The 21,620-nt window shown below is 64.6% G+C and carries 18 protein-coding genes; 11 read left to right on the top strand and 7 right to left on the bottom strand.

Going from position 1 to position 21,620, the window contains the following annotated elements:
- The first annotated feature begins 11 nt into the window (after positions 1-11).
- Together ACIQT2_RS19005 and ACIQT2_RS19000 are read left to right on the top strand one after the other, a co-directional pair.
- Positions 12-935 (top strand): CHAD domain-containing protein, encoded by a 924-nt coding sequence (locus ACIQT2_RS19005; RefSeq protein WP_402949526.1) that lies wholly within the window; start codon positions 12-14, stop codon positions 933-935.
- A 138-nt stretch (positions 936-1,073) separates the two neighbouring features.
- Positions 1,074-1,274, top strand: coding sequence for a YegP family protein (locus tag ACIQT2_RS19000; RefSeq protein ID WP_397325648.1), 201 nt, complete (start codon positions 1,074-1,076; stop codon positions 1,272-1,274).
- Between the two features lie 29 nt (positions 1,275-1,303).
- On the opposite strand, the gene ACIQT2_RS18995 is transcribed toward ACIQT2_RS19000, so the two are convergent.
- The 3 genes from ACIQT2_RS18995 to ACIQT2_RS18985 are packed head-to-tail and all read right to left on the bottom strand — an operon-like array spanning position 1,304 to position 4,441.
- Positions 1,304-1,981: an NUDIX hydrolase gene (locus ACIQT2_RS18995; protein WP_397325649.1), complete on the bottom strand. Its 678-nt coding sequence runs from the start codon at positions 1,979-1,981 to the stop codon at positions 1,304-1,306.
- Positions 1,968-2,771: an endonuclease III gene (gene nth / locus ACIQT2_RS18990; protein ID WP_400337365.1), complete on the bottom strand. Its 804-nt coding sequence runs from the start codon at positions 2,769-2,771 to the stop codon at positions 1,968-1,970. Before nth ends, ACIQT2_RS18995 begins: the two co-directional genes overlap by 14 nt.
- Before the next feature lie 11 nt (positions 2,772-2,782).
- Positions 2,783-4,441 carry a hypothetical protein gene (locus tag ACIQT2_RS18985; RefSeq protein WP_402949521.1) on the bottom strand — a complete coding sequence of 553 codons (1,659 nt, stop codon included), beginning with the start codon at positions 4,439-4,441 and terminating at the stop codon, positions 2,783-2,785.
- A 471-nt stretch (positions 4,442-4,912) separates the two neighbouring features.
- Between ACIQT2_RS18985 and acs the strand changes: the two genes are divergently transcribed.
- From acs to ACIQT2_RS18965, 4 genes are all read left to right on the top strand, one after another.
- On the top strand, positions 4,913-6,958 hold the full coding sequence (gene acs / locus ACIQT2_RS18980) for an acetate--CoA ligase (RefSeq protein ID WP_402949620.1): 2,046 nt from the start codon (positions 4,913-4,915) through the stop codon (positions 6,956-6,958).
- A 145-nt stretch (positions 6,959-7,103) separates the two neighbouring features.
- Entirely contained in the window at positions 7,104-7,901 is a 798-nt protein-coding gene (locus ACIQT2_RS18975) for a DeoR/GlpR family DNA-binding transcription regulator (RefSeq protein WP_400337361.1), read from the top strand.
- A gap of 327 nt (positions 7,902-8,228) precedes the next feature.
- A complete protein-coding gene (locus tag ACIQT2_RS18970) occupies positions 8,229-8,972 on the top strand; it encodes an ABC transporter ATP-binding protein (RefSeq protein ID WP_402949518.1) in 744 nt (247 codons plus the stop codon).
- Complete coding sequence (locus ACIQT2_RS18965) at positions 8,965-10,332, top strand: FtsX-like permease family protein (RefSeq protein WP_402949515.1); 1,368 nt, start codon at positions 8,965-8,967, stop codon at positions 10,330-10,332. The genes ACIQT2_RS18970 and ACIQT2_RS18965 overlap by 8 nt, the downstream gene beginning before the upstream one ends.
- Positions 10,333-10,721: 389 nt before the next feature.
- Here the strand turns inward: ACIQT2_RS18965 and ACIQT2_RS18960 are convergent, their stop codons facing one another.
- A complete protein-coding gene (locus ACIQT2_RS18960; protein WP_402949513.1) occupies positions 10,722-11,741 on the bottom strand; it encodes a LacI family DNA-binding transcriptional regulator in 1,020 nt (339 codons plus the stop codon).
- A 14-nt stretch (positions 11,742-11,755) separates the two neighbouring features.
- Positions 11,756-12,955: a Gfo/Idh/MocA family protein gene (locus ACIQT2_RS18955; RefSeq protein ID WP_402949510.1), complete on the bottom strand. Its 1,200-nt coding sequence runs from the start codon at positions 12,953-12,955 to the stop codon at positions 11,756-11,758.
- 206 nt (positions 12,956-13,161) lie between these two features.
- On the opposite strand from ACIQT2_RS18955, the gene ACIQT2_RS18950 reads away from it, so the two are divergent.
- From ACIQT2_RS18950 to ACIQT2_RS18935, 4 genes are all read left to right on the top strand, one after another.
- Entirely contained in the window at positions 13,162-14,124 is a 963-nt protein-coding gene (locus ACIQT2_RS18950; protein ID WP_402949507.1) for a carbohydrate ABC transporter permease, read from the top strand.
- A gap of 10 nt (positions 14,125-14,134) precedes the next feature.
- Positions 14,135-15,049 (top strand): carbohydrate ABC transporter permease, encoded by a 915-nt coding sequence (locus tag ACIQT2_RS18945; RefSeq protein ID WP_400337705.1) that lies wholly within the window; start codon positions 14,135-14,137, stop codon positions 15,047-15,049.
- 31 nt (positions 15,050-15,080) lie between these two features.
- Positions 15,081-16,421, top strand: coding sequence for an ABC transporter substrate-binding protein (locus tag ACIQT2_RS18940; protein WP_402949503.1), 1,341 nt, complete (start codon positions 15,081-15,083; stop codon positions 16,419-16,421).
- An 84-nt stretch (positions 16,422-16,505) separates the two neighbouring features.
- A complete protein-coding gene (locus tag ACIQT2_RS18935; RefSeq protein WP_402949500.1) occupies positions 16,506-18,677 on the top strand; it encodes an alpha-galactosidase in 2,172 nt (723 codons plus the stop codon).
- A 181-nt stretch (positions 18,678-18,858) separates the two neighbouring features.
- Here ACIQT2_RS18935 and aroQ read toward each other — a convergent pair whose 3' ends face one another.
- Entirely contained in the window at positions 18,859-19,314 is a 456-nt protein-coding gene (aroQ, locus tag ACIQT2_RS18930; RefSeq protein WP_400337696.1) for a type II 3-dehydroquinate dehydratase, read from the bottom strand.
- Between the two features lie 131 nt (positions 19,315-19,445).
- Positions 19,446-20,630, bottom strand: a complete 1,185-nt coding sequence (locus ACIQT2_RS18925; RefSeq protein WP_400337693.1) for a MarP family serine protease — start codon at positions 20,628-20,630, stop codon at positions 19,446-19,448.
- A 234-nt stretch (positions 20,631-20,864) separates the two neighbouring features.
- Between ACIQT2_RS18925 and ACIQT2_RS18920 the strand changes: the two genes are divergently transcribed.
- On the top strand, positions 20,865-21,542 hold the full coding sequence (locus ACIQT2_RS18920) for a Crp/Fnr family transcriptional regulator (protein WP_003797871.1): 678 nt from the start codon (positions 20,865-20,867) through the stop codon (positions 21,540-21,542).
- The last annotated feature ends 78 nt before the right edge of the window (positions 21,543-21,620 follow it).

The raw sequence follows: 21,620 nt of genomic DNA, 5'->3' as shown, positions 1-21,620 counted from the left end.
AAACTGTCTCCATGGACTCGGAGGTCCGGGATTCCCTGGATGCGTATCTGGCCCTCCAACTCGCGGAGTTGGACGGTTGCCTGCCGCTCATTGCCGCTGCGGACCAGGAAGCCCTCCATGAAGCACGACTCGCCCTGCGCCGCCTGCGCTCCGTCCTGTCCTGCTACGGAGTGCACCTTCCGCGGGTTCCGGAAAGCACCCGGAAGGACATCCGTTGGCTGGCCTGGTCCCTCGGAGAGGCCCGCGACGACTACGTGTTGTCCCAACGGATGACGTTGTGGCTGGATGCGCCTGTCGCGTGGGTCTCAGCGGATGCCCTCAGGGCTGCCGTTTCAGGCCTGGTCGGTAGCAGCAACAACATTGCCCGGCGCGTCGCTGCGGATCCGCGGGCGAAGGAAACCCTGGACGCCGCAGCGCGGGCCATATTCACTGGGCCCACCCAGCAGGACAAAAGCAGCGCTCCCCACTTTGACGCCGCCGTCGCCCTGCTGCAGGTGGCGTGGGAAACGGCGCAGGGAAGCCTCCGGCGGGCATCGGCGGCCGGAACAAGGCGCAACGAACAACTCCATCAGGCCCGGAAGGACATCAAGGGACTCCGCTATGCGGTGGAGGCGATCGCCGGGGCCGTGGGCAGCGAGGCTTCCACCATCATCCAGGCCGCGATGACCCTGCAGCGGGCCCTCGGCGAGCAGCACGACAGTGTGGCCGGCCTGGCTTGGTTGTCGGGATTGGCCGGACAGCCGGGATTGGATCCGGCGGACATCCACGAGCTGAGATCCATGGAACAGCGGCGCCTGGGACAGGCCGAAACGACCGTTCGGGAAGCACTCCGCACCTCGCCGATCCCTGAACCGCGCCGCGTACTCCGGGCCGGAATCGCCCCGGGCACACTAGCCTCCGACCGGCCTTCCGACCAGTCACATAGCGCTTTGTGATGGAGAATGACCGTCCCGTGACGGGTACCCGGAAGTAACTTTAATTCGCTCCTCCTTCTGGATACGGTCTCTGTGTGGCGCGCAACACAAGCGCACACGCGACGCATGCAATGACGCATTGACGAGGGGGCAGCAACGATGGCTGGCAGGTTTGAAATTCTCAAGGACGGCGACGACGCCTACCGGTTCCGCCTCACCGCGGCCGACGGAACGGTGGTAGCCGAATCGCCTACTTTCAAGCATCTCAAAGGCGTGGTGGACGGTATCAATGCGGTCCGTGAGAACGCGGCCACCGGCCTGATTGTTGACCGTTCGACGGCGGCACGGCAGGCAGCCTGACAGCCCACCCGCTGCGGCGGGACCGGGGGTTAAAGATCGACGTCGTGGAACTTGCCTTCGTCCCACGGGACAGTCCAGCCGAGCTCATCGAAGAGGCCGCTGAGCACCATTCCCGTGAAACCCCAGACCAGGAGTCCGTTCACGGTGAAGCCCGGGCTGGTGTAGGTTCGTCCGAAGCGGCTGATGGTGGCCGTTACGCGGTTGACCGGATCCAGCAGGTCCCGCACCGGAACACGGAAAACCTGGGCGGATTCGGCATAGTCCACCACGCGGACCGGCGAAGGCGCATCCCACCAGGCCACCACGGGTGTCACCCGGAAGTTGCTGCGGATAAGTCCCAACTCCCGGATCACGCCCAGGACGCGGACGCCGTCGACATCCAGGCCCGTCTCTTCGACAGCTTCGCGCAACGCCGCGGCTACCACTGATTCGTCCTCGGGATCGACGCTGCCACCGGGGAAGGCCACCTGGCCGGGGTGGTCATCCAGGGTGTGGGCACGTTCAAGGAGGAGCACGTCCAGGTCCGCAGGCGCAATGGGGCGATCGGACTCGGCCGGGATGTTGTCCAGCTTGCCGAAGAGCATCAGCACGGCCGCAGCCCTGTTGGTCTCCTCGCTGACTGGCAGCTTGGTCCAATGCTCGGAGGTCCCTCCGTCACCCGATTCATAGCGGGCCACCAGGGCGGACAGGTCCTCAAACGCCGTCAACAGGCCTCCTTTGTGATTCCATGCGGATCTCGGCCGCACGGTGGGTCTCGGCGAGCAATCGCTCCAGCAACGCTTCGTTGCCGGGTGCGAGCTCGTACTTCAGGAGCTTGGCGGCCTTGACCGGGTCCGTCTCGCCATCGCCATAGCTTGGGCAGAGGCTGGCGACCGGGCACGCTCCGCATGCGGGTTTCTTGGCGTGGCAGATCCTGCGGCCATGAAAGACCACCCGGTGGGACAACATGGTCCAATCCCGTGGTTCGAAAAGGTCGGCTACGTCGAATTCGATCTTGACGGGATCGTCCGATTCCGTCCATCCGAAGCGGCGCGCCAGCCTGCCGAAGTGGGTGTCCACGGTGATGCCCGGGACGCCGAAGGCATTGCCCAGGACCACATTGGCCGTCTTGCGTCCGACGCCGGGCAAGGTCACCAGGTCCTCGAGGCGGCCCGGCACCTGGCCGTCGAACTCATCCACCAGCCGCGTGCTGAGGGCAAGGACGTTGCGCGCCTTGGCCCGGAAGAATCCCGTGGGTTGCAGGATGGCTTCCAGCTCCGTGGGGTCTGCCTCGGACAGTGCCCGGGCGTCCGGGTACCGGGCAAAGAGGATCTTGGTGACCTGGTTGACCAGGACATCGGTGGTTTGGGCGGACAGGACCGTGGCCACCACCAACTCGAACGGATTGCGGAAATCCAATTCAGCGTGGGCGTACGGATACTTCTCTGCGAGGACCTTGTTGATCCTGCGTGCCCGACGTTTGACGGCGAGCGGTGAACCAGCTGCGGTGATGGCCACGGTGTACTGTCCTAGCCGCGTTCGATGTTGCTGAGTTCCCGCAGGACCCCAACCTTGCCGTCGGTGTCCTGTACCAGGAATTCGTGGCCGCGGTCTTCCAGCGCCAGGACCCACCCACCGGGCTCGATCACGAACGCGGGGGCGCCTGTCCGTTCATCGAAAGCTGTCCGGGGCTGGCCTACGGCAAACCAGAAAGCCTCGTAATGCGGAGCGTCGTGCGATTCCTCGGGACGGCTTGCGGGGTCAACCGTAGCGCCGATGGAGTCGGTCACCGCCCGGGTGTCCTGCGAGACAATCGGTGTTGCCATGGTGGCAGCCCAGGAACGCTCACCGGAAGGCTGCTGGGCCGCGGGCTGAGTTGCAGCCGGTTGCGCCTGCTGGGATGGGGCCTGCTGGGCGGCGGGGGCCTGCTGGGCGGCCGGGGCTTGCGCGGCGTGCTGCGTTGTTGCAGCTTCCTGTGCCGACTCGGACTTTTCGGGCTGGGATCCGGCACCCTGCTGCCCGGCACCCTGCAGCGCGCCGGTCCGGGGCTGGGCTGCCGTACCCTGTTGGGCTCCGGCCTGCTCGGTGCGAGCCTCCTGGCTTGCGGCCTGCTCGGTCCGGGCCTCCTGGCTTGCGGACTGCTGCGCACCGTGCTGCGTCGCCGCACCCTGCTGGGGAGCGTGCTGGGTTGCTGCCTGTTCCTGGGCAACCGTTCCTTGCTGGGCTGGCTGTCCTTCGCCACTCCGGGGTACGGCAGGCGAAGCCTGGGTTGCCGGCGAACCTGTTGTCGCGGGGCCCGGCTGCGGTACCTGACCCGGCTGCTGTACCCGGCCCTGCTGTGCCGCTGTATGCGTGGCGGCACCCGCAGCGGCCGCGCCAGGGGTCACCGGCGTACCGACACCGTGCGGCGCCTGACCGTTATAAGGCATCTGACCGTTATACGGAGCAGTGGCGCCGTAAGAAGCGGGGGCTGACGCCTGCCCACGCGAGTCCGCCGAATGCACGACGCCGGAAGCCTCACCTGACTGCTTCGGCGCGGAACCACGTAATCCGGGAATGGAGAATCCGGGGGAAGACTTTCCTTCCTTGGCCGGCTTCGGTTCCTTGGGAGCCGACGGCTTGCGGGTGGGCACGGCGGCGGGGCGGGCCACCAGATGGGCTGGAACGTCGGCGCGGCCCTTGAAGTCTGCCGACAGGAATGGCAGGTGCGGCCCCAAAACGGTTGCCGCAAGGAGTCCGAGGGAACCGATCAATCCCAGCAACACCCCGCCGTTGAAGGAGTCAGCAATTGTCAGGAAGAACAAAGGAAGGGAGAACGCAGCCGTGACGGAGGCGAACTGGTCAATCGAGAGGGACCCAACCCGAACAATGGTTCCCGGCTGCAGGCGGCGCGCCACGAACAGAGCAGCCACAATGAGCGGCAAGAGAATTCCCAGGAGGAGGAAAAACAGGTTGCCCAGGTTCCAAAGGTTGTAACGCCCGCCGAACATCGGCAGCAGGGAAGCAACGAACATCAAAAGCACGGAACCGAAAACGGTGAGGTCGCGAACAGTGAAAGGACCCACGACGGCGTCGTACTTGGCGGCTGCGCCGGGAGCATCCTGGCTGCCTGACGGGGTGGCAGTTCCAGCCTTGGTGTCCGGTCCCGCAGTCTGCGATTCGTTTGGGCCTGGTCTCAGCTGGTTCATCTCTATCTCCTTCGTGCGGCGTCGTCTTGGACAGTCCGGACCGGTCATCCGCAGCATCTGGCGGCACAACCTGACACGCCTCTGGGCGTCCCCAAGACTTATTCAGCCTATGCCACCCCACAGACAGTCTTCTAGCTGAAACCGGCCGTTCGGCTTCGCCCTCAGCTAACTCCAAGGTGCCTTACAGACAGTCAAGGGAGACTGTGACGCCAGACGACGAAAGCACCTGCCGCCGTCGTCGTCATGTAAGCGGTTCCCCGGCAGCAGGGGCGCCGTTCGGCGCCGAATCTGTACCGCTTACTGGCGGGTTTGTGACCACGCACACGTAGGACCTCCCAAAGCGATAGTGTTGAGGGCGGACAGCACTGCGGCGCGGCTCGCGGGACCCAAGCACGACGCCGGAACCCGGCCCGGGCGCGGACCTTGAGGCCGTGTCTGCGCAGCAAAGATCGATGAATGATGAGGTTCACCATGTCCCAGGACACCAACGGATCCACGGCCACCGCTGCAGCGACGACTGCTGGAAGCGGACAGGCACCCCATGTCGAGGCCCTTGAAAACCTTCTTCATGAGAACCGGAAGTTTGCGCCGTCGGCTGAGTTCGCGGCGGATGCAGTGGTAGCGGCTGACGAGTACGCCTTGGCCGACGCGGACCGTCCCGCGTTTTGGGCGAAGCAGGCGCGTGAGTTGCTGAGTTGGGACAAGGACTTCACGGAGGCGTTGGATTGGTCCAACCCGCCGTTTGCCAAGTGGTTCGTGGGCGGCGAGGTCAACGCCGCGTACAACGCGTTGGACCGGCACGTGGAAAACGGGCTCGGCGACCGGGTGGCGATCTACTTCGAGGGCGAACCCGGCGACACCCGAACCTACACCTACGCCGAACTCACCGAAGAGGTGAAGAAGGCGGCGAACGCGTTCGAGGCCCTGGGCGTTGCCAAGGGCGACCGCGTGGCCGTTTACCTGCCCATGATCCCCGAGGCCGTGATCACCCTCCTGGCATGCGCCCGGATCGGCGCTGTGCACTCGGTGGTGTTCGGCGGGTTCTCCGCGGACGCGCTCCGGTCCCGGATCGAGGACGCCGAAGCCAAGCTCGTCGTCACCGCCGACGGCACCTACCGCCGCGGCAAGCCCTCACCCCTCAAGCCCGCCGTGGACGAAGCCCTCTCCAAAGAAGGACACACCGTCGAAAACGTGGTGGTGGTCAAGCGCAACGGCGAGGACGTCAACTGGGTCGAAGGCCGCGACCTGTGGTGGGACGAGACCGTGGGCGCCGCTGGGACCGAGCACACCGCCGTCGGGCATGACTCCGAGCACCCGCTCTTCATCCTCTACACCTCCGGCACCACGGGTAAGCCCAAGGGCATCCTGCACACTACCGGCGGTTACCTGACCCAGGCCGCGTACACGCACAAGGCCGTGTTCGACCTGCACCCGGACACGGACGTGTACTGGTGCACCGCCGACGTCGGCTGGGTCACCGGCCACTCCTACGTCACCTACGCCCCGCTGGTCAACGGCGCCACCCAGGTCATGTACGAAGGCACCCCGGACTCCCCGCACCAGGGCCGCTGGTGGGAAATCGTGGAGAAGTACAAAGTCTCCATCCTGTACACCGCCCCCACCGCGATCCGGACCTTCATGAAGTGGGGACGGGACATCCCGGGCAAGTACGATCTGTCCTCCATCCGGGTCCTGGGCTCCGTGGGCGAACCCATCAACCCCGAAGCGTGGATGTGGTACCGCGAAGTCATCGGGGGCAACGCCGGGAAGAACGGTGAAACGAAGAAGAACCCCGCCCCGATCGTGGACACCTGGTGGCAAACCGAAACCGGCGCGCAGATGATCGCACCGCTGCCCGGTGTCACGGCCACCAAGCCCGGCTCCGCACAGGTCCCGCTGCCCGGCATCGCCGTGGACGTCGTGGACGAAAACGGCGCCTCCGTGGCCAACGGCGAAGGCGGCTACCTCGTGGTCCGCGAACCCTGGCCCTCCATGCTCCGCGGGATCTGGGGCGACCCGGAACGGTTCAAGGACACCTACTGGTCCCGGTTCGAGGGCATGTACTTCGCCGGCGACGGGGCCAAGAAAGACGAAGACGGCGACGTCTGGCTCCTGGGCCGGGTGGATGACGTCATGAACGTCTCCGGCCACCGCCTCTCCACCACCGAAATCGAATCCGCCCTGGTCTCCCACCCGTCCGTGGCCGAGGCAGCCGTGGTCGGCGCCGCGGACGAAACCACCGGCCAGGCCGTGGTCGCGTTCGTCATCCTCCGCGGGGACGCAGTGAACAACGGCGACGAAACCGTCCTGGAACTGCGCAACCACGTCGGCAAGGAAATCGGCCCGATCGCCAAACCGAAGCAGCTCCTGATCGTTCCGGAACTGCCCAAGACCCGCTCCGGGAAGATCGTCCGCCGCCTCCTGAAGGACATCGCAGAAGGCCGCGACACCGGCGACGCCACCACCCTGGCCGACCCCTCGATCATGACCCAGATCGCCGAATCGCTCCGTAAGTAGCGTCCCGGCTTCCACGCAGCGCCCGACGGCGTCGCCCACCCCCGGTGGTGAGCGACGCCGTCGTCGTTTATTCCGTTGCCGGACGCCCGCGCGCCCTAGACTGTAGCCAGACCCACCCCAGACGATGCTCCCCAGAAAGGTCCTGATGCTCCAGGCAGCACGCCATTCCGCCATCATCGACGCCGTCCAGCGTGAGCGCGTGGTGCGCGTCTCGGACCTCGCCCAATTGCTGGGGGTCTCCCCCATGACCGTGCGGCGGGACATTGAGGCACTGGAGGAAATCGGCCGTGTTGAGCGCATCCACGGCGGTGCCAAGCTACCCGGAGATGCCAGCACCCACGAGCCCGGGTTCGAGCTCAAGTCCACCCAGCTGACCGTGGAGAAGCACGCCATCGCCGTTGAGGCAGCCTCGCTGGTCCAGGAAGGCATGGCGATCGGGCTCAGCGCCGGAACCACCACGTGGGCGCTTGCGCAGGAGCTGGTGCATGGGCCGCGGATTACCGTGGTGACCAACTCCGTGCGCATTGCGGATCTGTTTCATCACGGCTCGTCCTCGGGGCCGGGACGTTTTGGCTCCACCGTGATCCTGATCGGCGGCGAGCGCACACCATCGGACGCCTTGGTGGGTCCGATCGCCACGTCATCGCTCAAGCAACTGCACCTGGATGCCCTGTTCCTCGGCGTCCACGGCATGGATGCCCACGCGGGATTCACCACCCCCAATCTGCTGGAAGCCGAAACCAACCGGGCTTTCATGGCCTCGGCCCGCAGCACCGTGGTCCTTGCCGATCACAGCAAGTGGGGCGTAGTGGGCATCGCCTCGATCGCTGGCTTGGATGAGGCGGACGAACTCATTACGGATTCGTTGTTGGGTGACGACGCCCGGCGTTTGCTGGAGGACAACGTGGCGAAGCTGCGGATCGCGTCTGCCGAACCCAACTAGGTCGCAGTTGTGGGGGGGGTTTTGGGGGTAAAAGCGCCCCAAAGGCGAACACTGGGGTGGGAGAACCCGGGGGGGGGTGGGGCCCCCCGGGGAAGGCCCCCGGGGGGAGGCGGCGGCCCCCCGCCGGTGTTGGCCCTCGCACACGTGGCCGCCGCCGCCCCCCGGCCAGCCCACAACCAATAGGCGGCATGTGCGCGTCTCCCCGCCCAACCCCCCCCCCCCACAACTGCGACACAGTTGGGTCTCATACCGCGGGTGGAGGTGGTCCCGCAGAGTTCAGCCACCGGGTTGACGCCTGCGCCCCCGCGCTTTGGGGATGCTGGATGTATGAACGCCATCCTCCACGCCCAGCAACTCACCAAGCATTACCCCGGCAGCATTGCCCTGGATCACGTCGACTTCACGGCGCAGACGGGCGAGTCGATTGCCATCATCGGTCCCTCTGGTTCCGGCAAGACCACCCTCCTGCACTGCCTCGCCGGGATTTTAAGGCCCGACGCCGGTTCGGTCACCTTGCAGACCCCCTCGGCGCCGCTGCGCTTGGATTCCCTCAGCGACGGCGCGTTGTCGAAACTGCGCCGCGAGGAATTCGGTTTCGTGTTCCAGCAGGGCATGCTGCTGCCGGAATTGACAGCCGTGGAGAACGTTGCGCTGGCTCTCATGCTCAATGGAACGGACCGTAGGACTTCCGAAGCACGCGCTGCCGAATGGCTTGGGGCTTTGGGACTGGCCGGCATGGAACAGCGGCGCCTCGGCGAGCTCTCGGGAGGGCAGGTCCAACGGGTGGCGATCGCCCGGGCACAGGTAACGGGCGCCCGGGTGGTCTTCGCCGACGAACCGACCGGCGCCCTGGATTCGGCCACCTCCGGCGAGGTCCTCGAGGTCTTGCTGCGATCGGTGGCCGCCAACGGAAGGACGCTGCTGGTGGTCACCCACGACCCCAACGTGGCTGCCCGCTGTGGCAGGATCGTTGAGCTTCGCGACGGCAGGATCGTAGCGGACAGCGCCGGGCCAGTGGCACCCTCTCCTGCTGCGGCTCCCATCAACTTCAAGGGAGCTTTCAATGTCTAGCCTCGGCATGGCCATCCGGCTGACTCCGTACGTAGCCCGCAGCAGCGGAGGCTTGCGGGAGTCGGGCCTTCGCGACGCAGGGCTTCCCGTCCTGGCCTTCGGCACGGTCACCGCTTTGCTGCTCACAGTGGCCGGGGGCTCGCAGGTTTTCTGGTCATGGAATGACGCGATCGCCGGCACCTACCAAGCGTTGGCCGTCGTCGCGATGGTCCTCCTGATAGTTCCGTTGCTGACGCTCGGCGCCTCGGCAGCCCGACTCGCCGCCCGCCGTCGTGATGACCGCTTTGCCTCCCTGCGCCTGCTGGGCGCCAACAGCGCAACCGTCGTGTGGATGACCGTCATCGAGTCCACGGTCCTAGCGGCAATCGGCGCCGTGGCGGGTGCGGGGCTCTACGCGTGCGTGGCGCCGTTCCTTGGGCTGATCCAGTTCCGGGGACATGCCATCGGTTCCTACGCTTGGTTGCCGTTGTCCGCCATTCTGTGCTGCATCCTCTCCGTCTGCCTCTTGGCTGCAGTCAGCGCCGCGTTGGGACTGAGGAAGGTGGTGGTGACGCCGCTTGGCGTCCGGACCAGGCAAACGGCCGACGGCGCGCACTGGGTCCGCGGCCTGGTGGCGGCTTTGGTGGTGGTCGTCGGGGTCGTGGCGATGGGGATGCTCAGCAGCTTTGGCGCTTTCATCGTGATCATTGCCGTGATGGGTGGCTGCTTTGGTCTGGCGTTGCTGGCACTGAACCTGATGGGGCCCTGGGTCCTGCGCTTACGGGCATCCGCCCAACTGAAACGGGCTCGCCGACCGGAGCAACTGTTGGCCGCCCGGACCGTCCTGGAAAGCCCGAAGGAGTCGTGGCGGCAAGTTGGGGGCGTCGCGATGACCAGTTTTGTTGGTGTGTTCGTGGGAGTGGGCATGGCGGTAGCGGACACGATGGGTGGAAGTGCGGGTGATGAAACCGCGCTGCTGGTACGCGATATCAACACCGGAATCATGATCACGCTGCTGGGTTCGTTCCTCATGGTTGCGTGCTCGGCCGGTGTGAACCAGGCAGCCGCAGTACTGGACCGGGCGTCAACGCTCGTTGCCTTGGACCGCGTGGGAATGCCCCGGAAACTCATGGTCGCTGCGCGGGTCAGGGCAGTGATGTCGCCCTTGTTCCTGGTTGCCGGGATTTCCGCTGCTGCTGCGGCGGCGTTGGTGCTTCCTTTGACCGGGATGGTGCTGTTGACGCAGCCTGTGGTGTTCCTGACCATTGGTGCGGTGTTCGCTGCCGGGTTCCTGCTGGTCCGCCTGGCGGTTGCCGCGGGCACGGCCCAGATCAGCCAGGTCCTCGCCCGCCCGGAACGCTACGCGAACACGGACTCCTGACGCTCTCTCACCAAACCACCCCTCCCCAGGAACGCTCTCTCACCGCACCACCCCTCCCTGGGGACGCCCTCTCACCAAACCACCCAATTTTCCAATCGCTCTCTCACCTGTGGCCTCTTCCCGGCCGCCCCTCTCTCACTTTTCTGACGAAAGTGAGCGAGCGTCGGCGAAAGGGGCACATTCGTGAGGGAGCGTCCGGGAAAACGGGCGATTCCGTGAGAGAGCGTCCGGGGAAACGGGCGATTCCGTGAGAGACCGTCCGAAAAAACGAGCGATTCCGTGAGAGACCGTCCGAAAAAACGAGCGATTCCGTGAGAGACCGTCCGAAAAAACGGGCGATTCCGTGAGACAACGTCCGAAAAAACGAGCGATTCGGTGAGAGAGGGTCGCTAGGGGCAGCCGCAGGACTGGCGCACTATCAACTCCGTGGGCAGGATGCTGTGCACGCGATCCCCACCACGGCCCTCCCCAACCAGCGCTTGGACGGCAGCCTCGGCCATCGCGTTGACGGGCTGCGCGACGGTGGTCAGCGCGGGCCAGGTGTATTCGGAATCGATGGAACCGTCGAAGGACACCAACGCCATCTCCCGGGGAACCTGCACGCCGGCTTCATGCAACGCCCGCAGGATCCCAATGGCCTGCATGTCGTTGCTCGCGAAGATCGCAGTGGGCCGGTTGGCCATGGCCAGGAACCGCTTGCCAACCTCGTAACCGCCGGCCCGGCTGAACGGACTGTGCAGCAGGGGCCCGTCCGGCAGCCCGGCGTCGCGCAGTGCTCCGAGCCAGCCCACCTCGCGACCGTCCAGTTGGTTGCCGGTGTTGGTGCCAATGGCCAAGCCGATGCTGGTGTGTCCATGGCCGATCAGGTGTTCGACGGCAGCACGTCCGCCGGCCTCAAGGTCCACGCCAACGCTGGTAAACCCGGGCGGCGAACCAGCATTGTTGAGCAGGACGGACGGGATCTCTGAGGCTTCAAGATCCGTCAAGTCGGGATCAAAGACACAGCTGGCCAGGAACACCCCGTCCACCTGGCGCGCGGCAAGGTTCCGGATGTTCTGGCGTTCCTTGGCCAGGCTTCCGTCGGAGTTGGCCAGCACCATCCCGAAACCAAGCGCCGCAGCGGCTTCCTCCACAGCGTGCGCCAGGAGCGAGAAAAACGGGTTGGTGTTGTCCGGGACAATAACGCCCACGGTTTCGCTGGAACCCAGCTTCAGGGCACGGGCTGCGGCGTTGGGTCGGTACCCGAGGATCCGGATGGCGTCGCGCACTTTGGCTTCCGTCGCCGGGGCCACGTTCTTGGGCCCTCCGTTCACCACATAACTCACGACGGCGGTACTGACCCCGGCGTACCGGGCAACGTCTTTGCGGGTCACCGGTCCGCGCGGGGTTTGTACAGCGGATGTGGTCATGGGGTAAATGCTAGCTACATCGCGGGGGCATCGCCGAAGTCGCGGATCGGCAGGCGCTCGCCACCACGCAGTGCGGACTGGTGCGCGACGATTCCGGGCAGGGTGTAGCGGGCAGCAACCCAGGCGTTGACGGGAGGCAATTCATTCTTGTTGACGGCAGTGACGAAGTCGTCCACCAGGAACTGATGGCTGCCCTCGTGCCCGTTGGGGGCACCCAGGTATTCCTGCGGGAGCCGGGCATGGTCATGGACCGGGGCCAGGCCCGAGATGAAGGCATCGCGAAGCTCGGGCGCAACTTCCGCCAGCGATGGATCGTCAAGGGACATGGTCGGCTTGGTTTCCACCTGCTCGGAAACATCGGTGACGGACTCCTTGTCCTGCCACACGGTGGTGGTGGCGAGCTGCTCGAAGCTGGCCTCGGTACCGAAGAAACGGAAACGGGATTCGCGGATGTGGGACGGGTATCCGACGCGCCGCATCTCATTGGTGCGCATCGCACCGCCGTCGTTCATTTCGAACAGTGCCGTCGCATTGGAGAAGTCGTTGCCGAACATGCTGACGTCCTTGTCGAAAACGCCGTCATTCCGTTGGTCCTTGACGCCGATGCAGCTGACGCTGACCGCGTGGCCCGGCATTGCGCCCAGGACCCCGCCAATGGCGTGCGTCGGGTACAGCATGGGCGGGTAGCTCGCCGTTTCCTTCCAGCGCTCTCCCCCGCTGTATTGGTAGGCGTCGTAGAAGCCAAGGTCCATATCGTGGACGTAATCGCCCTCGCTGTAGAAGATCCGGCCAAACTTCCCGGCTTCCTGTTGCTGCCGTGCGTAGACAGTGGCCGGGTTGTAATAGCTGGTCTCACCCATCATGTAGACGAGCCTGGTCTCACGGACGGCCTCGATGATGCGGGCAATTTCTTCCTCGGAAATCGCCATGGGCACTGCCGAGTAGACATGCTTGCCGGCACGGAGGGCACGCTCGACCAGCGGACCGTGGGTCCAGCGCTGCGTGAAGATGGCGACAGCATCGACGTCGGACTCCAACAGTTCCTCGAAGGAGGCCAACACGCCGTCCAGGCCCCAACGCTCCTGCGCCGCTGCTGCTCTCTCGGGCAGCTCGTCTACCGCGTAAACCTCGGAGACCCCCGGGTGGAGCTTGAACAGGTGCGCGAACTGGCTGCCGAACTGGCCTGCGCCCAGGACACCGATCGAAAACGTCATTGTTTGCCTTTCTTGGAGCTGCCCTGGGGCAGCGGCTTGTGATGGCCCTCACGGGATTGCGTTAGAGTCTGGCAGCGAAATCTACACGAGTCAACACATCGAACATTAACAAACATTTTTCACCACACACTCTTGCCAAGGTTGAATCTACTCGTGTAGATTCTGACTCTGTTGTAACCCACATCACAGCTAGGAAAGAGTCGACGATGACCACGCTAACCAAGCAGCCGGGCAGCGCATCAGAGCGCTCTCGGCGCAGCCAAGGGCCCAAGAGCGCACCCGTCAAACGCAGCCTGGCCAGCCGCCTGGGAGACCTGAGGATCGCAATCTTCTTCATTCTCCCGGCCGTCATCGGCTTCGTGGCGTTCTTCCTGATTCCCACCATCCGCGGTATCTACCTGAGCTTCACCGAGTACAGCATCCTCGGCGAACCCACCTGGATCGGAATCAAGAACTACACGGCGATCTTCGCCGACGAACTCTTCTGGAATGCCATGGGAGTGACGCTTCAATACGTCGTCCTCAACATTGGATTCCAGACGGTCGTCGCCCTGGGCTTGGCCCTCCTGATGCACCGGGTCGCCAAATCCACCTTCATCCGGGGCGCCCTGCTGCTGCCGTTCCTGGTGGCCAACGTGATTGTCGCGCTGCTCTGGTTCTGGATGCTTGACTACCAACTGGGCATCGTCAACGAAGTCATGAGCTGGATGGGACTCCCCCGCGTGGCCTTCTTCGGCAGTGAGCAATGGGCCATTCCCACCATCGCGTTCGTCAACGTGTGGCGGCACATGGGATACACGGCGCTTCTGATCTTCGCCGGCCTGCAGGCTATTCCGAGCAATCTCTATGAGGTGGCAAACCTCGACGGCGCGTCGCCCACCAGGACCTTCTGGAGCGTCACCCTTCCCCTGCTCCGCCCGGTGCTGGTCCTGGTCCTCGTCGTCACCGTGATCGGCTCCTTCCAGGTCTTCGACACCGTCGCAGTCACCACCAATGGCGGCCCCGTCAACGCATCCCGCGTGATCCAGATGTACATCTACCAAAAGGCCTTCGGCGAGTCCGACTTCGGCTACGCCTCCGCCCTCTCCGTGATCCTGTTCATCATTCTCGCCATCGTGGCCTTCCTGCAGATGAAGTTCCTCAAGGGCAACGAATCGGATCTGGACTAAGGAATCCCCCATGACTACTGCAACCCTCCCGCGCGAAACGTCCCGCAAGAAGCCTGTCAATTGGCGCCGCATCGGTGCCTGGGTGTTGGTCGCCGTCGCCCTCGCCGTGACCATTGCCCCCTTCCTCTGGATGCTCCGCACCGCACTGTCCAGCAACAGCGCTCTGGCCTCCAACGCCGGCAACCTGCTGCCGGCGGACTTCAGCTGGGGCGCCTTCAAACGGGTTCTCGGCCTGCAAAGCACGGAGGAGGCAATCGCCGAGGGTGGCTCCGGAGCCGCCATCAACTTCTGGCTCTACCTGCGCAACTCCGTTATCTTCGCCACGGTCACCACAGCGGGCCAGGTGTTTTTCAGCGCGATGGCGGCCTACGCTTTCGCAAGACTTCGTTGGCCCGGCCGGAACAAAGTCTTTGGGCTGTTCCTGACCACCATGATGGTCCCGCCGATCTTCACCGCGCTGCCCAACTTCCTCATGATCAAGAACCTCGGCCTGCTCAACACCATGGCCGGCATGACGCTTCCGTTCTTGTTCATGACCCCCTTTGCCATCTTCTTCCTCCGCCAGTTCTTCCTTGGGATGTCACGCGAAGTTGAGGAGGCGGCAATGCTCGACGGCGCCAAGCACCTGAGGATCTTCTTCCAGATTGTGCTTCCCAACGCCGCAGCCCCCATCGCCACCCTGGCGTTGCTCACCTTTATCGGTCAGTGGAACGAATATTTCTGGCCGCTGCTGGTGGGGCAGGACGAAAGCGTCCGCGTGCTCACCGTCGGGCTGAGCGTCTTCAAGTCCCAATCACCGCAAGGCGCCCTGGACTGGTCCGGGCTCATGGCCGGAACCCTCGTGGCTGCCCTGCCGATCTTCATCCTCTTCATCGCCTTCGGCAAGAAGGTTGTGAACTCCATCGGATTCTCCGGAATCAAGTAACTCCCCCACTCAAAACCCTGAAAGGTCCACCATGAAGAAAACCCTCGGCGTCGCCGCTGCTGCCGCGGCCATAGCCCTCACCCTGTCCGCTTGCGGTGGTTCCAGCGCAGGATCCTCCGAGGCAAAAGGCGAGATCAACTACTGGCTGTGGGACGCCAACCAGCTTCCCGCCTACCAGCAGTGCGCTGACGACTTCACCAAGGCCAACCCGGACATCAAGGTGAAGATCACCCAGCGCGGTTGGGACGACTACTGGACTACGCTGACCAACGGCTTCGTGGCCGGAACCGCCCCGGACGTCTTCACCAACCACTTGTCCAAGTACCCGGAGTTCGCCGCCAAAAAGCAACTGCTGCCCCTGGATGAGGCCGTAGAGAAGGATGGCATCAAGCTCGATCAGTACACCAAGGGCCTCCCCGAGCTCTGGGTTGGCCAGGACGGCAAGCGCTACGGACTTCCCAAGGACTGGGACACTGTGGGGCTGTTCTACAACAAGGCCATGACCGATGCCGCCGGGATCACAGGAGAGCAGATGGCCAACCTGGACTGGAACCCGAAGGATGGCGGCAGCTACGAGAAGACGATCGCGCATTTGACCGTGGACAAGAACGGCAAGCGCGGCGACGAGGCAGGCTTCGACAAGAACAACGTCGCCACCTACGGCCTCGGCCTGACCGGCAGCGGATCCGGCCAAGGACAAACGGAGTGGAGCTTCCTCACGGCAACCACTGGCTGGACCGCCACGGACAAGAACCCGTGGGGCACCATGTTCAACTACGATGATCCCCGCTTCCAGGAAACCATCGCCTGGTGGGCCGGACTTATCGACAAGGGCTACATGCCCAAGCTTGAGACCACTGTTGGGGCGAGCATGCCGGACAGCTTCGGCGCAGGCAAAGCCGCCATCAACTCCAACGGCGACTGGCTGATCGGCCAGTACAAGACCTACAAGGGCATCGAGACGGCCATCGCACCGACCCCCAAGGGCGCCGACGGCAAGCGCGCTTCGATGTTCAACGGCCTGGCGGACTCCGTGTGGGCCGGCACCAAAAACCCTGCCGCCAGCGTCAAGTGGGTTGAATACCTCGGCTCCACCGCGTGCCAGGACGTCGTAGCCAGCAAGGCTGTGGTCTTCCCGGCCATCAGCAGCTCCTCCGACAAGGCCGCAGAAGCCTTTAAGGCCAAAGGCACCGACGTTTCCGCCTTCACCACGCATGTGAAGGACGGCACCACGTTCCTCTTCCCGATCGCGGACAAGGCCGCCAAGGTGGACGGCATCATGAAGCCCGCCATGGACGCAGTGCTCTCCGGCAAGAAGCCCGCTTCCTCTCTGACGGAAGCCAACACCCAGGTCAACAACCTCTTCAAGTAACCCTTGCTGGGCCTGCTCTGCGCGCTTTACCTTCGGGTTAGCGCGCAGAGCAGGCCACACATCTTTCGAAAAGAGACCCCACGCATGCAACCGCTCCACCTTCGTTCCGCCGGCACCAGCCTGGTCGTCAGCACCCACCGCGGCGAAGCTGAGATTTCCCATTGGGGAGCCGATCTTGGCGAGACGCTTCCGGACCTCGCCATCCTGAACGAGCCCATTCCGCCGTCGTCCGCGGACGCCAATGTCCCGGCCGGGCTCATCCCCCAGGCGTCGTCGTCGTGGCAGGGGCGGCCAGGTCTCCGCGGGCATCGCGTCACGGACGGCATGCCCGGCTTCGACTTCTCGGTTCGCCTTCGTGTGGTGAGCGCGACGGCGGACGGCAACACCGCCGTCGTTGTCCAGTCAGACCCCGACGCCGGCATCACCGTGACCAGCCACCTCACCTTGCATCCGGGCGGGCTACTGGAACTGCGCAACGCGGTCACCAACGACGGCACGTCACCTTTCCAGGTGGACGAGCTTGCCACCGTGCTCCCGGTGGCGCCGGACGCCGTCGAACTTTTGGACCTGACCGGGCGCTGGTGCCGGGAGCGGCACCCACAGCGGCACTCCATCCAGCAAGGCACGTGGGTCCGAACCGGACGGCATGGGCGCACCGGCCATGACTCCTCGCTGCTGTTCGCCGCGGGGACGGCGGGATTCGGCAACCGACACGGCAAGGTGTGGGCGACGCACTTGGCGTGGAGCGGGAACCACGAGCAGTTCGCAGACCGCGTGGGCGATGGCCGCACGATGATCGGCGGCTCGGAACTGCTGGGCCCTGCCGAAGTGCTGCTGCAACCCGGCGAAACGTACACAGCACCGGCCCTGTTTGCGGCGTACTCTGACCGGGGCCTGGACGGCATCACCGAGGCGTTCTATAGCTGGTTCCGCGCCCGGCCGCATCACGTTGCGGGTCCCCGGCCGGTGGTCCTCAACACCTGGGAGGCCGTCTACTTCGACCACAACCTGGAAACGCTGATCGAGCTGGCTGGTTCTGCAGCGGACCTCGGCGTTGAGCGGTTCGTGCTCGACGACGGGTGGTTCCGCGGGCGCCGGAACGACCACGCCGGGCTGGGCGACTGGTACGTGGACGAATCCGTATGGCCTGGCGGTTTGACGCCGCTCATTGAAGCCGTGATCGCTCATGGCATGGAATTCGGGCTCTGGGTGGAGCCGGAAATGATCAGCATCAACTCGGACATCGCGAGGGCCCACCCCGAGTGGATCGTGGGTCCGTCGGCCTCGTCCTACAAAGACGGGGGCCGGCTGCCCGTCGAGTGGCGGCACCAGCATGTGATCGACCTTGTGAACCCGGATGCCTGGCAGTACGTCTTCGACCGGATCGATGCGCTGCTTCGCGACAACAAGATCAGCTACCTCAAGTGGGACCAGAACAGGGACCTGCTGGAACACGGTCATTCCGGCCGTGCCTCGGTTCATCAGCAGACGCTCGCCGCCTACCGGCTCTTCGATGCCCTGCGCGAGGCCCATCCTTCCGTGGAAATTGAAAGCTGCTCTTCCGGCGGTGCCCGCGTTGACCTGGGAATCCTGGAACGAACGGACCGTGTCTGGGCCTCGGACTGCAACGACGCCCTGGAGCGGCAAACCATCCAGCGTTGGACGGGCATGGTGGTGCCACCTGAGCTGGTTGGCGGCCACATCGGTCCGTCGACGTCCCACACGACGGCCCGCACACACGACCTTTCGTTCCGTGCCATCACAGCGTTCTTCGGCCACTTCGGCATGGAGTGGGACGTTCGCTCGGTCACCGGCGCGGAACGGGAAGAACTCAAGCGGTTCATCACGCTCTACAAGGAACACCGGGCGCTCATCCACAGCGGCCTGGCGGTCCGCGCGGATGCGCCGGACGAGTCACTCATGGTTCACGGCGTGGTGGCGCCAGAGCACGACGGCGGCATCCCGGCGGGTGCCACTGCGGCACTTTTCGCTGTGGTCAAGACCCGGACATCGTTCGCGGAGCAGGTAGGACGGGTTTCCCTGCCGGGGCTCGATCCGTCGCGGACCTACCGGGTGGAGCTCCTGTTCCCCACACCCGTGGACGCTGATTACGGGCATACCATCATCGAGGCCCAGCCGGTGTCCTGGCTGGCGTCCGGTGCCGAGGCGAACGGCCGGTTCCTTGGCGAGGTGGGGCTGCCGATGCCCGTGCTCCACCCCGAGCACGCGATCCTGCTCCGCCTGACCGCCTTCTGACCCTCTCTCACCGAACCGCCCGTTTCACCGGACGCTCTCTCACCGAACGCCCGCTTTCACCGGACCCTCTCTCACCGAACCGCCCGTTTCACCGGACGCTCTCTCACCGAACCGCCCGTTTCACCGGACGTTCTCTCACCGAACCGCCCTTTCGGACGGACGCTCTCTCACCCGCGCAGGTTCAGACGGTTTCCGCGAGGTAATCGATGGCCAGTTTGTACCCCAGCACGCCTGCACCAACGATGATCGCCTGGCAAACACCCGACAGGTAGGAGTGGTGGCGGAACTCCTCACGCTGGTGGACGTTGGTGATGTGGACCTCGACGGCAGGCAGTTGGACAGCGGCCAGCGCGTCACGAAGTGCCACAGAGGTATGAGTGAAGGCGCCGGCGTTGATGACGATCCCGACGGCGGTGCCCCGCGCCGCGTGGATTGCGTCCAGCAGATCACCCTCATGATTCGACTGGACGCAATCCACCGTCAGTCCGTGCGATTCGGCTGCGGACAAAGCCAGCTGCTCAACATCGGCCAGGGTGGAGGTCCCGTATTTCTCGGGTTCACGCGTGCCCAGGAGGTTCAGGTTGGGGCCGTTGATAACAAGAATGGTGCCGCGGCCGGCTTCAGTGGCTTGAGTCATGGCACCCAATCTATAGCGGTGCAGGAGCGTCCGTGAATTGCGCCCAATTGGTGAGAGAGGGTTGGGGAAAAACACCCATTATATGAGAGATGGTCCGGGAAAAAGGGTGATTTGGTGAGAGAGGGTGCGGACTACTTGCGGGTGCACTGGCCGGAGCCCACGGGGTTGCTGAGGCCCGGGGCCTGGGCAGCGACGGGCTGCACGTCCTCCATGGTCAACGCGAAACCGAGAGCTTCGTTGCTGGTTGTCTTGGCGAAAATCAGACCAGCAACCTGGCCGTCCGTGGTGAGCAGCGGGCCGCCGGAGTTGCCCGGCTGCACGTCGCCCGCAAGCTTGTAGACCTGCTCAGGCGAGGGGTTGCTGCCATAGATGTCAGGTACCAGGACGGTGGCGATTCCCTCGACAGTCGCCGGCTTCGACTGGAACGGCCCGCCGTGGGGGTAACCGGCAAAAGCCGCCGGGCTGCCGTCAGGCAGGTCCGAACTCAGCGCAAGAGGCGAGGCTGAGAGCCCGTCCACGGCCAGCACGGCGATATCCCGCTGGGGGTCGAAGTAGACCACCCGACCCGGCAACGCGCCGCCGTCGGGCACTTCCACCACCGGTTGGTCCACGCCGGCCACCACGTGCGCATTGGTGACCACACGGCCCGGCGAGACAACAAAGCCGGACCCCGTCTGGTTCTGTCCGCATTCGAAAGCCGTGCCCGCGATCTTCAGCACGGACCGGGCGGCCTGGTTGAGAGCCGGGGTGTCGGTTGAGGCGTTGGGAACCTGGACCGGGGTGGCGGAGCCGAAGCCTTCGATCAACTTGGGAATGCCGTCGCCGATCACCGTGGACCGCAACTGCGCCATGGTGCTCTTGACCGGAGTGGGCGTCAGCGAGTCGATGTACCGGATCACGCGGGACTGGGCCAGTTGCTGGGAAACGAACGGCACGCCCAAGGAACTGATGCTGAACGCCAGCATGGACATCACCAACGCAGCAACAACCACGCTGACCACACCACCCACCAGGCGATCCACGGCGTGCAGCGGTTTGAGCCGCACTACGTGCCGGATGCGGCGGCCGATCATGGTTCCCAGCCCGTGACCCAAGGCGATAAGCACGACGGCGGCACCCACCGTTGCGGTAAGCCTCCAGCCACTGTCGCTCACCCAGCCGCTGACCAGCGGCACTGCGATAAACGCCGCGATGGCGCCCGCAATGAATCCGGCTATACCGCCGAGCGTCACCAGGAAGCCATTGCGCAGGCCATAGATCAGGTAGGACAACAGCATCAAAATCAATGCCAAATCCAAAATGGTCAAGCCAAACACCAATGCTCCTCATAGCCGGGTAGCGCCAATTCTAGAGTGGCACCCTGACAAGATTCCGTTAGTCCGGTCACGATAGGGTTCAGTTCATGGCCTCCTGTTGCGCGCCAACTCAGGCAAGGGAGGACGAAATCCGCGTGTTTTCAGCGTTTCGCGTGCCAAGTACGTCACAGAACTCTAAAAATTCTGAAACAATGGCTGAAGCGCCACGACCGAAACTTATTCTCAGGAGACTTCATGGACATCGAGGTATTGCGCCGCGCACCCCTCTTCGCCACCCTTGACGACGACGCATTCCGCTTGCTGACGGACGAACTCACCGAGGTGGACCTTTCACGTGGAGCATCGGTGTTCCGCGAAGGTGACCAGGGTGACCAGCTTTACTTCATTGTTTCCGGCAAGGTGAAGCTCGGCCGTACGTCACCTGACGGCCGCGAGTCGCTGCTGGCCATCCTCGGCCCGGGCGAACTCTTCGGCGAGATGGCACTCTTCGATCCGAGCCCCCGCACGGCAACCGCCACGGCAGTTTCCGAAACGCGCCTGGCAGGCCTGAAGAACGAAAGCCTGAACTCCCTCCTCCGCACCCGTCCGGAGGTTTCGGCCCAGTTGCTGCAGGCCCTGGCCCGCCGCCTGCGCCGCACCAACGATTCCCTGTCCGACCTCGTTTTCTCGGACGTTCCCGGCCGTGTTGCCAAGGCCCTCCTGGACCTTGCAGACCGCTTCGGCCGCCCCGCTACCGACGGCGTGCTGGTCGCCCATGAACTCACGCAGGAGGAACTGGCCCAGTTGGTGGGCGCTTCCCGCGAAACAGTCAACAAGGCACTGGCCGAATTCGTCCAGCGCGGTTGGCTGCGCCTGGAAGCACGCGCCGTGGTGATTCTGGACATGCAGCGTCTGCGCCAGCGCTCCCGCTAGGACTTACGACGAGAAAGCCGCCCCGGTTCGTTTGAACCGGGGCGGCTTTTTTGTGCGTTTGGCGGGCGGTGAGAGAGC

The organism is Paenarthrobacter sp. NPDC090522 (assembly GCF_044769225.1).
Lineage (GTDB): Bacteria > Actinomycetota > Actinomycetes > Actinomycetales > Micrococcaceae > Arthrobacter.
This window is presented reverse-complemented; position numbering and strand designations above follow the sequence as displayed.